12 protein-coding genes are annotated in these 11,635 nt (G+C 67.5%); 8 read left to right on the top strand and 4 right to left on the bottom strand.

Features of this window, described 5'->3' with window-relative positions:
* Positions 1-537: 537 nt before the first annotated feature.
* Positions 538-741 carry a hypothetical protein gene (locus tag CXY79_RS10220; RefSeq protein ID WP_104101018.1) on the bottom strand — a complete coding sequence of 68 codons (204 nt, stop codon included), beginning with the start codon at positions 739-741 and terminating at the stop codon, positions 538-540.
* Between the two features lie 193 nt (positions 742-934).
* On the opposite strand from CXY79_RS10220, the gene CXY79_RS10215 reads away from it, so the two are divergent.
* The 5 genes from CXY79_RS10215 (at position 935) to CXY79_RS10195 (ending at position 6,703) form a co-directional block, all read left to right on the top strand.
* Entirely contained in the window at positions 935-1,669 is a 735-nt protein-coding gene (locus CXY79_RS10215; RefSeq protein ID WP_104101017.1) for a TetR/AcrR family transcriptional regulator, read from the top strand.
* Positions 1,670-1,822: 153 nt separating this feature from the next.
* Positions 1,823-3,004 carry an acyl-CoA dehydrogenase family protein gene (locus CXY79_RS10210; protein WP_158250267.1) on the top strand — a complete coding sequence of 394 codons (1,182 nt, stop codon included), beginning with the start codon at positions 1,823-1,825 and terminating at the stop codon, positions 3,002-3,004.
* A 253-nt stretch (positions 3,005-3,257) separates the two neighbouring features.
* On the top strand, positions 3,258-3,461 hold the full coding sequence (locus CXY79_RS10205; protein WP_104101016.1) for a hypothetical protein: 204 nt from the start codon (positions 3,258-3,260) through the stop codon (positions 3,459-3,461).
* Positions 3,462-3,818: 357 nt separating this feature from the next.
* Positions 3,819-5,525 (top strand): chromosome partitioning protein, encoded by a 1,707-nt coding sequence (locus tag CXY79_RS10200; protein ID WP_104101015.1) that lies wholly within the window; start codon positions 3,819-3,821, stop codon positions 5,523-5,525.
* 215 nt (positions 5,526-5,740) lie between these two features.
* Positions 5,741-6,703 (top strand): FKBP-type peptidyl-prolyl cis-trans isomerase, encoded by a 963-nt coding sequence (locus tag CXY79_RS10195; RefSeq protein WP_146068125.1) that lies wholly within the window; start codon positions 5,741-5,743, stop codon positions 6,701-6,703.
* On the opposite strand, the gene CXY79_RS10190 is transcribed toward CXY79_RS10195, so the two are convergent.
* Positions 6,700-6,930: a hypothetical protein gene (locus CXY79_RS10190; RefSeq protein ID WP_104101013.1), complete on the bottom strand. Its 231-nt coding sequence runs from the start codon at positions 6,928-6,930 to the stop codon at positions 6,700-6,702. The two genes, CXY79_RS10195 and CXY79_RS10190, sit on opposite strands and share 4 nt — an antisense overlap.
* Before the next feature lie 75 nt (positions 6,931-7,005).
* On the opposite strand from CXY79_RS10190, the gene CXY79_RS10185 reads away from it, so the two are divergent.
* The 3 genes from CXY79_RS10185 to CXY79_RS10175 are packed head-to-tail and all read left to right on the top strand — an operon-like array spanning position 7,006 to position 9,561.
* Positions 7,006-8,001 (top strand): ATP-binding cassette domain-containing protein, encoded by a 996-nt coding sequence (locus CXY79_RS10185; protein ID WP_104101012.1) that lies wholly within the window; start codon positions 7,006-7,008, stop codon positions 7,999-8,001.
* Positions 7,998-8,825 (top strand): ABC transporter permease, encoded by an 828-nt coding sequence (locus tag CXY79_RS10180; RefSeq protein WP_104101011.1) that lies wholly within the window; start codon positions 7,998-8,000, stop codon positions 8,823-8,825. The genes CXY79_RS10185 and CXY79_RS10180 overlap by 4 nt, the downstream gene beginning before the upstream one ends.
* Before the next feature lie 31 nt (positions 8,826-8,856).
* A complete protein-coding gene (locus tag CXY79_RS10175; RefSeq protein WP_104101010.1) occupies positions 8,857-9,561 on the top strand; it encodes a GyrI-like domain-containing protein in 705 nt (234 codons plus the stop codon).
* Between the two features lie 21 nt (positions 9,562-9,582).
* Here the strand turns inward: CXY79_RS10175 and CXY79_RS10170 are convergent, their stop codons facing one another.
* Both CXY79_RS10170 and CXY79_RS10165 read right to left on the bottom strand, forming a co-directional pair.
* Positions 9,583-10,767 (bottom strand): GAF domain-containing protein, encoded by a 1,185-nt coding sequence (locus tag CXY79_RS10170; RefSeq protein ID WP_104101009.1) that lies wholly within the window; start codon positions 10,765-10,767, stop codon positions 9,583-9,585.
* A 63-nt stretch (positions 10,768-10,830) separates the two neighbouring features.
* Positions 10,831-11,625, bottom strand: a complete 795-nt coding sequence (locus tag CXY79_RS10165; RefSeq protein WP_198411560.1) for a LysR substrate-binding domain-containing protein — start codon at positions 11,623-11,625, stop codon at positions 10,831-10,833.
* Positions 11,626-11,635: the final 10 nt, after the last annotated feature.

Raw genomic sequence — 11,635 nt, 5'->3', positions numbered from 1 at the left:
GCCATGCTCAGCCTCGGCGGCCACAAACCCGCACTCCCCGGCCGGGTTTAACCCACAGAAGCAGCAGGAGAGCCGAGATTTGGGCCAAAATGGCCCTAGACACTGCTGAACAGCTGTTTTTCAGGAAAATCTCCGTCGAATCGGTTCGACAGCTGACCCGGCGCTCCGCCTGTGCCGACAGGCATCCCCGGGGTGTGGTCAGCTCTGGCCCCTCCGGGAGCTACGCAACCGATCGATCAGGACCCTCTCGTGTGGTGCCGCGGAGCGTCCTGGTCGGCAAGATTCGTCCAGTGCTTCTCGGAGCCGCACTCGTCGCACAGGAACCAGATCTCTTCATCCGCCAGGGTGTCGGTTGCCACGGCTCGGGTTCGCATGAGTCCGGCGCAAGCGGCCTGCTGGCACTGGGGATTGAAGTCCATGTATGGAGCGCTCTCTCTCGGCGCGGCAGTTTGCCGTCTGTGTTGACCGTGCGGGTGACGTTACTCCGATTCGGCGTGTGCGACCAGAGCTGAGGTGGCGGAGCCACTTTTGCGGGTGCTATGCGCCGAGGCGTCGTGCCTTGAAGCCGAACACCATCGCCTCAATGCTTGGAGCGTGCAGCACAAGAACGGCTCGGGAGGCCGGCCAATGCTGCTGCCCCCAGCGGGACCGGCTCCTGGCCGTCGCGCTCGTAACCCGGCAGCTCAGCAGGGCATCACCCAGGAGTGCGGCGTCGACAAGAAACACCGGCAGGAAGGCCACGGAAATCTAGGAGGTCGTGAGGGCGCGGCGCCCCGCGCGGCGCCTGCTCTGCCTGGGTGCCGGCGCTCGTTCCTGCAGCGGCCAGGGTCACTCCTGCGCCACCCCCGCTTGCCCGTCCGTGCCGCACCGGGCAAGCGGGGGTGGCCTGTCAGGGCATCCGTTCGTGCGCATTCCATGATAATTTCACCTGACCATGTCAGACCTGCCTGCCGAATCCTCCCGGCCTGCCGAGCCGCTCGGGCCGCAGAGACCTCTCTCGCGGGTCGAGGTTGCCGACATCGCGGTTCGCCTGTTCCAGGAGCACGGCTATGAGGCCACGAGCACCGTGGACATCGCCGAGGCGGCCGGGGTCTCGCGCAGCACCTTCTTCCGGCAGTTCCGGTCCAAGGACGACGTGATCTTCGCCGACCACGACGAGCTGGTCGCCCGCATCGACGAGCACTTCGCTGCGACGCATTCGGATCCCTGGCTGGCCGTGTGTGAGGCCGCCGCCATGGTCTTCGAGCGGTTCCGCGAGCGACTGGAGATCGTGCGCATCCGGGACCGGGTCCTGCGAGAGACCCCCGTGCTGCGGGACCGGGAGACCATTATGGCGATCCGGTATGAACGGATGTTCGCCAGCTACCTGCGCAGCACCGTGCCGGGTGTGCCGCCCCTGACTGCCATCCGCTTCGCGGCCGCCGTGACGGCCACCCACAACTTCGTGCTGCGGCGCTTGATCCGGGCGACGGACAACGTCGACCCGTATTCGCTGGCCGCCGAACTCACCGAGGTGCGACGGCTTTTCCACCTGGATGCCGCGGAGCCAGGTCCTGAGGTGCGACCCGCGGGCGACGTGGTCGTCGCCGTCTTCCCGGCCGCCACGGATCCCACCGAACTGGCTCGCGCCATCGAGGAGCGGCTGCGCGCCCAGACGCGCTCCCGCTGAGACTCAGTATCACTTGACCTGAGACTGAGTGTCAGATAGAACTTGTACCTGGGTATTTTCTGACCGGCGCACGAGGGCATTCATTCCCTGGTGCCGGACGACATCAGCCGATCAGGCCTGCCCGACTTCGCTGTCCTCCACGAAAGGGAAACCGTGCCCGACTACGACGTATCCACGCCCCTCGACACCGACTACTACGGCGTATTCGCCGACGTGCCTCAAACTGACCGGGCCTTCTGGGACCGCGCCCGCAGTTTTGCCACCGAGTCGCTGGACGAGTTGACGACTGCGTGGGACAAAGCCGAGTACCCGCTGCACCTGGCCCGTAGACTCGGCGAGCTCGACCTTCTCACCGACGGTGTCGTCGGCCCCGGACTGAGTCCCATGTCGCCGCTCGCGGCCGGGCTCGTCAACATGGAGATCTCCCGCGGCGATGGCTCGATGGGTACCGTGGTCGCCGTGCAGGGCGGGCTGGCCCTGCGCAGTATCGCCCTCTTCGGCAGCCCGGAGCAGCAGGAACGCTGGCTGGTGCCGCTGGCCCGCGCCGAGAAACTCGGCGCCTTCGCCCTGACCGAACCGGACCACGGCTCCGACTCGGTCGGCCTGGAGACCACCGCACAGCGCGACGGCGACGAATGGGTGCTCAACGGCGAGAAGAAGTGGATCGGCAACGGCTCGGTCGGCGACGTGACGGTGGTCTGGGCTCGCGACGACGACGGCAATGTGCGCGGCTTCCTGGTGGAACAGGACACCCCCGGGTATCACGGAGAGACGATCACCGGGAAGGGGTCCCTGCGCGCCATCCACCAGGCTCGGATCACCCTCACGGATGTGCGGATTGCGCTGGACGCCGTGCTGCCGGGTACCCACACGTTCAAGGACGCCTCCACGGTGCTCTTCGCGACCCGGCTCGGAGTGGCCTGGTCGGCCCTCGGCCACGCCACGGCGGTGTTCGAGGCGGCTCTGAACTACTCGACCCAGCGCATCCAGTTCGGTAAGCCGCTCGCCGGTTTCCAGCTCGTGCAGGAGCGCCTGACCATGATGCTGTCCCGGCTCACGTCGATGCAGCTGCACTGCTTGCGTCTGGCTGAGCTCGACGGCGCCGGAACGCTGCGCCCGATCCAGGCGTCGCTGGCGAAGTATCACAACACCAGGGCGGCGCGGGAGATTGCGTCGATGGCCCGTGACATGCTCGGTGGCAACGGCATCCTGCTCGAAAACCACGTCATCCAGCACCTCGCCGACATCGAGTCGCTGCACACCTACGAGGGCACCGAAAGCGTGCAGTCGCTCCTGATCGGGCGGGACCTCACCGGGATCAGCGCCTTCCGCTGACCCGATTGCTCGTCTCAGGACTCGGTCGACCTGTGGTCGATGGATGTCGCCGCTCGCGGGCCGGGCGGGTTTCGGTCAGGTGGATGAAATGACCAGTACTCGACATTGTGGAGACATTCGGCGTCTGCCAACGTACGCTATGACGCAATCACTCAGCCCGGCCGCACCAGAACGTGCCAGAGAACACGGGCAGCACTGCGCGCAACCGTCGTGGGAAACTCGGCCTGTGCGCCTGAACCAGGAACGCAGATCGATGACCGACAAACACCTCACCGACGATCAGCTGTTGCTCGAAACGGATTACACCAGCTACGCCAGCTCGTGCCGCGACCCGTACATCACCCCGACGAACGACCTCGTGGAATGCCGACGGCAGAGCGGCCATGACGACACGCACGCCACCAGGTCCGGCCTGCGCGCCATCCGCTGGGCAGTGCCGGAGCCACACGCGGCCTAGCCGAGCACGCCTGACCCCGGCCCGCCCTGTCACACCGTGCCCCGAACGAATTCGACGGAGATTATTCCCGAATCAATGCCAGAAACTCCGAAAAGGTCGTTTCAGAGCAGAATCTCCGTCGAATTGGTTCACCGCCGGAGACGCTGCTCAACCTGTGATGAACAGCCTCCCCGCCCGGAGGCTGCTGCAGCGTGCCCGCGAAGGGGGGTGAGTGCCCGATCCTCGCACTCCTTTGAGTGCGTCGCCCGGCCAAACGAGGGGTGGACGCCGCTACCCCGTAGGCTGAACGGGGCACGCTTGACCGAAATTCGACGTGCTCACGCTTGATGAGCTGAGCTCGACGAAAAAAGGCCGAATATGACGCAGAACATTTCCGAACTTCCCCGCATCCGCGCGATGATCCGAAGCGACGGAACGGGAGAGCTCGTCATCGACGGTGTCAGCTCGCGCATCACCGCCGCCGACGAGGCCGGCGTGCGCGAGGAAATCATCAACCGGGTCACGGATGCCGCGCGCGCGATCGATCGCGCGGTGCGCCTGACCGCGGAAGACGAGCAGGGCAAGTCGCCGTTGATCGTTCACCCGAACGGGGACGTAGAAGACGATGGGGCCTTCATCCCGACCTCCTTGGAACCGGGACAGGCATCGGAGCCGGTGTCGACCGCGCCTGCTCCCGTCTCCGCCGCTGTCTCCGAAACCGAGGACGTCGAACTGATCGCGCTGGTCGTGCCCGCGGAACAGCAGAAATCGGGTCTCGACACCGCCGAACTCCAGGCCGCCGGGCTCGATGACGCTGGGCTCGGCACGGCTGCGCTTGACACGGCAACGCTGAAGGAAGCCAAGCGCGATGCCGACATGCGCGATGCCGATGCCGAGGTCATCCAGCAGATCGAACCGGCCCCGTCGGCACGGGCCCATGTCCCACCCCTTACCGCGTTCGATGGCCTCGTGCTCGATCTCGACGCCGACAGCGACGATGAGGACGATCAGGAGCAGGACCTCGCGGCCTCGCCCTTCTCCGCTCCCCGGGCAGCCACGAACCTCGTCGGCCCGGCACCGGTGCCGGGCGGCACGTTCGCCGAGGTGCCCGCCGACGACCCCTCGATCGCCCCCGCGGCGCTCGCCAGTGGCGGTCCGAACCTCGCGGACTTCATGAATTCCCGTCCGCCGCTCGTGGCGGGGCCGGCCCTTCTGGGCTGGCAGGGCACGGTGCGGCGCCTCACCGGCGGACTCGTCTCCCCGGCCCCCGGAACCGGCGAGATGTCGCACCGCGCGGCGGTCGCGTCCGTGCAGCGCAGCCTGGTCGGCCCGCGCACGATCGTCGTGCTCAACCCGAAGGGCGGCGCGCACAAGACCACCGCGACCCTGCTCATCGCCGCGACCTTCGGCATCCATCGCGGCGGGTACACCCTCGCCTGGGACAACAACGAGACCATGGGCACCCTCGGCGTGCGGGCGCAGACCGCCGCCCATACCAACACCGCAGTTGACCTGCTCCGCGACCTCGACAACTTCGCCTATTCAAGCTCCGCCCGGGTCGGCGACCTCGACAACTACGTGCGCAACCAGGGTGACGCCCGGTTCGACGCGCTTGCCTCCGACCTCGACCCTGCCGGGGCAGCCAGTATCGACGACGTGGCCTTCGGCAAACTGCATGCCGCGCTCAGCCGGTTCTACCGAGTGCTGATCATCGACACCGGCAACAATATGCGGGCGTCCAACTGGGAGGCGGCCGTCGACGCGGCCGACCAACTCGTCGTCGTCTCCACCATCCGAGAGGACACCGCGTACGGCGCGGCCTCGCTGCTCGACGGCCTGCGTCAGAAGGGCCACGCCGACAAAGTCGCGCAGGCGGTCACAATCCTGGCGTCACCGGCCAAGACGGCCGATCGTCAGCTCTCCGTGCGGCTACACGACCACTTCAGTAAGCTGACCCGCACCGTCGTGGACGTGCCGTATGACTCCGCCCTCGTGGCCGGGGGATCGCTGAACTATGACGCGCTCGCGCCGCGCACCCGTAAAGCGTGGCTCGTTGCCACGGCCGCGATCGCCGAAGGTCTCTGACCCGGCGGCGTGCCGGTGTTGAGCCTGCCCGGCTGACAGTGTGCCAGCCGGGATTCAGGCGGCACTGATCTCGGTCGGGCATACTGGCGAAGGCCCGAACGGATGCCCATCGACTCAGATGCCTCGCAAACCAGTGTGTGCATCGAATCCTGCCGAACAGATCAGTGGTCGAAAAGATCATTGTGAACAGATCACTGTCGAAGAGAAAGATCAGCGTGCGTAAACTTCCTGCCCTCATCTCCATTGCCACGGTTGCCGTGCTCGCCCTCGCCGGGTGCAGCGGGTCTCCCTCCGACAACACCGGAGCGGCGGGAATCGCCTGCGTCGATTCCGGCACGGCGTCGGAGGCCGTGAAAGTCTCCGGCAAGGCCGGCACCGAGCCCAAAGTGAAGTTCGAGTCGCCGCTGACCACGAAGGCCACCGAGGTCTCCGTCGTGACCGAGGGCAAGGGTGACGCCGTCAAGACCGACGACATCGTCGAACTGGGGTTCTCCGTCTACAACGCGAACACTGGCGAGAAGATGAACGCCGGCGGCTTCGGTGACGACCTCGGCGCTCCCATCACCCTGGCCAAGGACTCGAGTGTATTCCCGGCGCTGATGAAGGGTGTCGCGTGCGCGAACTACGGATCGCGCGTCGCGGTCGTGGCCCCGCCGGCTGACGCGTTCGGCGAGACCGGCAACGAGGAGCTCAAGGTCGGGGCCGAAGACAACATCATCTTCGTCATCGACGTCAAAAGTGAAATCCCCCCTCGCGCGAACGGCGAGGACCAGAAGCCGGAGGACGGCTTCCCGACTGTCAAGCTGGCCGAGGACGGTGCTCCGACCGTGACGATCCCGGCAACCGACGCTCCGACCGAGTTGAAGACCTCGGTTCTCAAGAAGGGTGACGGTGCCACAGTCGCCGAAGCGGACACCGTGGTCATGCACTACTCGGGCGTCGTCTGGTCCACCGGTGAGGTGTTCGACCAGACCTGGGGCAAGAGCGGTCCGACCCCGATCTCCCTGGCCGCCGTCGTTCCCGGCTTCGCCCAGGGTCTCGTCGGCCAGACGGTCGGCTCCCAGGTGATGATCGCGATTCCGCCGGAACTCGGCTACGGCGCCGAGGGCCAGCCCGACGCAGGCATCTCGGGTACCGACACGATCGTCTTCGTCGTCGACATCCTCGCCGCCGGCTAGCCGGCCGTTCGGCTGCGCTCGAACCGACCGGTTTTCTGGGACAGACGGCCGTCGTGCCGGGCACCGCCGCAGTGCTGGTGCGGTATAGCACCGACGAGCACGGCACCCTTCTGCACCTGGCCGAGGTCGCGTCCGGACCGGTCGACATGGAGTTCCACGCTGACCTGGTCGGCCGGGCGCATCCGTGCGTTCAGGTGTGGCGCTTGTCCGAGCCGGTCGAGGTCCATAAAATGTTGATTTCGTGGCTCCGCTCGTTCCCGCTCGTTTCCCTCGTTTTTCCCCCGACCAGGCAGGGATGTCCCATGACCATCATTGAGGCCAGAGGTCTGACCAAGGTGTACCACTCCAAATCCGGGCCGGTGCGTGCGCTCGCCGGGCTGGACCTGTCCGTGCCGCGCGGGTCCGTCAAGGCGCTGCTCGGCCCGAACGGCGCCGGTAAGACGACCGTCGTCAAGATGCTGACCACCCTGATCCGGCCGGACTCCGGCACCGCGTTCGTCGACGGCATCGACGTCGTCGCCGACCCCAAGGGCGTACGGCGCATTATCGGCGTTTCGGGGCAGTACGCGGCCGTCGACGAGAACCTGACCGGGTTCGAAAACCTCGAGATGGTCGGTCGGTTGTACCACCTGGGCGGCGCCGAGTCCCGGCGCCGGGCCCAGGAGCTGATCGACCTCTTCGAGCTGACCGCGGCCGGCAACCGCCCGGTCAAGGGCTTCTCCGGCGGGATGCGCCGCCGGATCGACCTGGCCGGCGCGCTGGTGATCAACCCGAAGGTGCTGTTCCTCGACGAGCCCACCACAGGGCTGGACCCGCGCAGCCGGATCGCGCTCTGGGCCGTCATCAAGCGCCTGGTCGCCGACGGCACCACCGTGCTCCTCACCACCCAGTACCTCGAGGAGGCCGACCAGCTCGCGGACGACATCGTCGTCATCGACGACGGCCGGGTGATTGCAGAGGGCACGTCCGACCACCTCAAGGCGCAGATCGGCGGCCACCGCCTCGAGGTGGCCCTGGTAGAGGCCGGCGACGGCGTGGCGGCACGGGATATCCTCGCCCGTTACGGCGCGGGAGAACCGGCGATCACCAGCGACGGCCGCGGCCTCGAGGTCGCGGTGGTCGACGGGCCGCGGGCGCTGCAGCAGGTGCTGGCGGCGCTGGGTGACGCGGACATCCGTCTGCACGACGCCGGCATGCGCCGGCCCACGCTCGACGACGTGTTCCTGAAACTCACCGGCCACAAGGCGGACAAGGCCGCCGACCAGGCGGACGACGTGGAATTGGAGAAGTCGAAATGAGCTCCGCTGCCACCCTTCCCACCTGGAACCCGCTTTCGCTCTGGTACTCCGACGGCTGGACCGTCACCAAGCGCAACCTGATCAAGATCAAGCGCTCACCCGACATGCTCGTGTTCGCGGTGATCCAGCCGATCATGTTCGTGCTGCTGTTCAGCCAGGTTTACGCCGGGTCGATCTCCGTGGAAGGCACCGACTACGTCCAGTTCCTCATGGCGGGGATCTTCGCTCAAACCGTCGTGTTCGGGTCGACCTTCTCGGGCGCGGCGATGGCGCAGGACCTCAAGGAAGGGATCATCGACCGCTTCCGCAGCCTGCCCATGACCTCCTCCGCCGTGCTGATCGGACGCACCAATAGTGACCTGGCTTTGAACACGATCTCCATGGTGATCATGATGCTGACCGGGCTGCTCGTGGGCTGGCGGGTGAACTCTTCGGTGCCGGAATTCCTCGCCGGCGTGGGACTGCTGCTGCTGTTCAGCTACTCTTTCAGCTGGGTGATGGCGCTGCTCGGCATGAACGTGAAGACTCCCGAGGTCATCAACAACGCGTCCTTCCTGATCCTCTTCCCGCTGACCTTCATCTCGAACGCCTTCGTGCCCAGCGACACCTTGCCGACCCCGCTGCGCGTCTTCGCCGAGTGGAACCCGGTTTCGTCGCTGGTGCAGGCGGCACGGGAGCTGTTCGGCAACGAGGGCACAGCTCCGGTGCCCGATATCTGGACCATGCAGAACCCGATTGCCACGGTGCTGATCGGCACCACGGTCATGCTGGTCGTGTTCGTTCCGCTTTGCGTGCGCAAGTTCGCGTCCATCAGTTCCCGCTAGCAGGAGTCAGTGAATCCCCTGGAGAGTGCCCATGAGTGACCCGGTGCCATTCCGCACCGACCGGCGCACCGGAGCGTTGCGCGCGCCCCGCAACACCGCGCCCGGCGGGGCCGGCCCCTGGGACGTGAAGCGCGTTCATCCGTCGCTCTACGGGCCTGCCAACGTGGACTGGGAGCTGATCGTGGTTCCGGCCCAGCGGTTCGTCGCCCTCGACGGGGTCGGCGACCCGGACACGGCGCCGGCCTACATCGAGGCCGTCGAGGCCCTCTACGCCATCGCCTTCGCGGTCAAGTTCGCGGCCAAGCGTGCGCTCGGCCGCGAGATGGTCATCGCACCGCTCGAAGGCCTCTGGTACGCCGACGATGCCTCCGTCTTCATCGCCGGCGCGAAGGCGGAGTGGAAATGGACGCTGCTGATGAGCCAGCCGGACTGGGTGACGGATGCCTTCATCGCCGGGGCCATCACCGGCGCGCTCGCGAAGAAGAAGCTGTCCGCGCTCGCCCGGGTGCGGGTGGAAAGGCTCGACGAGGGGCTGTCGGCGCAGCTGCTGCATGTCGGGCCCTACGCCGCCGAGGCACCCGCCCTCGACCGTCTGCACGGGGAGTTCCTGGCAAGCTACGGGCTGAGGGTGAACGGCCGGCACCATGAGATCTACCTCGGCGTCCCGCGCCGCGCCGCGCCCGCGAAGCTGAAGACGGTGCTGAGACAGCCGGTCGCGCCGGTCGCGCCAATCTGACCCGCGCCGGCCGGGCGGCGCCTACTCCTGACGCCGGCCGAGGTCGGCCTGGATCAGGAGGGCGAACTCCCGCAGCAGCACGGGGTCGACCTCGGCGGTGCCCCGGGGTTCCGAGTCGAACACGCACAGAACGCCGATCCGCTCGCCGGAGTCGGCCTCGATGGGGAAACCCGCGTAGAAGCGGGTCTGCTCCTGGCCCAGACGGGGCGGGCGGGCGGTGAACCGGTCGTCCAGGAGCATGTCAGAAATCACGAACGCTCCGGCCCCGCTCACAGCGAGGGCCGTGATCGACCCGGCCAACGAGTAGACGCGTGGAGTGAAGCCCACGCTCACCAGGTCCCAGAGCCGGTCGCCGTCGCTGAGCGTCAGGGCGGCCGACCGGGTGCCGTAGGCGCTTCTGGCCAAGGCGACGATGTGGTCGCAGCGCACCTCGGTGTCGGCGGCGAGGATGCCCAGCCTGGCGACCGCCCGGCGGGGGCCAGGCGAGAGCGGCTCGGCACCCCACGCTTCCGCGCGGCCCTCGGCCGTTCCTCGGGAAGTTCCTCGGGCAGCAGCCAGGTACTCGGCATCGAGCGGTGGCGCCATCTTGTCGGCGAGGAGATTGGCCCAATGCACGTACTGCGCGGCCGTGCGCACCCGCCCCGGCGTTGAGGCGAGGGTTGCGGCCATGGGAACAAAGCAGCTCCGCTCCTGCCCCGCGCAGATCGCCGCGCTGGCCTCGTCCAGGCTGCGGGCGTGCTTCTCGACCACGGAGCCCAGCCCGGAGTCGAAGGCCGCGATAGACCGGATCGGCTGCACGCCGAGCACGAAGATCCTGGTGCTGAGCGAGGACTTGTGCCGGATCCGGTCGAGCAGGGCGGACAGCTCGCGCTGCCAGACCAGGGCTGACAGGAGGGTGATGGCGTCGGTCGTGCCGAGGCTCACGACGACCGCGTCATAGCGCCAGAGTCCCAGCCCGTCGAGTTCGGCCTGCGATGTGCGGATGGTGACCAGCGGGTTCGGGATGACGTCGACATCCGTGCCCCGCCTGGTGCGAGTCGACAACGCCCGCGCGAGAGATCCGGGCAGGGCCACGTCGTGACTGAGCACGCCCCAGCCGACGGCCGGTCCGCTGCCGAAGAGGAGCACGCGGTCACTGTCGGTTCCCGGGGAATGCGCCTGAGGAGTGTCCCGGGGCCGCGGGATTTCGTCGTAGTCGCGCGTCACGGCCGCCGACCAGGCTCACATCAGGGGTACCAGCACCCAGTGCAGGAGTTGCGGCACGGAGGGCTACCGGCCGCCGCGGCGCTTGCCCGCCCGGGGGCTGGGGGTGTTGCGGGTGCGGCCCGGGGCGCTCGTCGCCTTCTTCGCCACGGCCGGCTTGGATTTCGCCGCCGCGACCCGTACGGCCTTCGCCGCCGCTTTGGCCTTGTCGGTCTTCTTCTCTTTTTTGACCTTTTCGGTGCCGGCGGGCAGCGAGTCGACCCGCGAGCTGTCTTTCGTGCGGCCGCGCACGATGCCGATGAACTCCTCGACGTCTACCGTGGTCTCACGGGAGAGCCAGGCCAGGGACACCTGGCTTTCGGCGACATCCTCGACCGGGCGCGAGACGACATCCTTTCGGCCGTACAGTCGGGCGATCGAATGGGGGACGATCAGGATTCCGACCCCAGCCGCGACCTGCGCCATCGCGTCGTCGAGGTCGCGCATGGCCGGGAGCGGGCGTCGGGTGCCGTCCTTGACCTCGGTGGCCACGAGGCGCCATTCGGGCACGTCGTCGGGGTCCTGCAGCAGGTGTTCTTCGGCCAGGTCGGCCACCAGCACGCTGTCGGCGTCGGCGATGAAGTGGTCTTTGGCCGCGACGACCACCGGGATCTCCCGGTAGAGGGCGATCAGGCTGAGATCGGTCTCATCGACGGGCAGGCGCACCAGGCTGACCTGGGCGCGGCCGTCACGCAGCACCGCGTCCTGTTCGGACGGGTCGGTGCGGAAGACCTCGAGTGGCTGGTCGGGGCGTCGATCGGCCCAGGTGCGGGTCCACTTGGTGGGGGTCACACCGGCGACGAAGGCAAGGGAAAAGGTCACCGGCATCCTT

This window comes from Cryobacterium sp. M96 (assembly GCF_002929845.1).
Lineage (GTDB): Bacteria > Actinomycetota > Actinomycetes > Actinomycetales > Microbacteriaceae > Cryobacterium > Cryobacterium sandaracinum.
Note: the sequence above shows the minus strand (reverse complement) of the source record. Positions and strands in the feature narration are given on the sequence as shown.

What these genes read in the sequence shown, in the direction of transcription:
- CXY79_RS10215 (WP_104101017.1), top strand. Translation starts at nt 935, where the DNA reads ATGTCAGACCTGCCTGCCGAATCCTCCCGGCCTGCCGAGCCGCTCGGG.
- CXY79_RS10205 (WP_104101016.1), top strand. Translation starts at nt 3,258, where the DNA reads ATGACCGACAAACACCTCACCGACGATCAGCTGTTGCTCGAAACGGAT.
- CXY79_RS10200 (WP_104101015.1), top strand. Translation starts at nt 3,819, where the DNA reads ATGACGCAGAACATTTCCGAACTTCCCCGCATCCGCGCGATGATCCGA.
- CXY79_RS10190 (WP_104101013.1), bottom strand. Translation starts at nt 6,930, where the DNA reads ATGGACCTCGACCGGCTCGGACAAGCGCCACACCTGAACGCACGGATG.
- CXY79_RS10185 (WP_104101012.1), top strand. Translation starts at nt 7,006, where the DNA reads ATGACCATCATTGAGGCCAGAGGTCTGACCAAGGTGTACCACTCCAAA.
- CXY79_RS10180 (WP_104101011.1), top strand. Translation starts at nt 7,998, where the DNA reads ATGAGCTCCGCTGCCACCCTTCCCACCTGGAACCCGCTTTCGCTCTGG.
- CXY79_RS10175 (WP_104101010.1), top strand. Translation starts at nt 8,857, where the DNA reads ATGAGTGACCCGGTGCCATTCCGCACCGACCGGCGCACCGGAGCGTTG.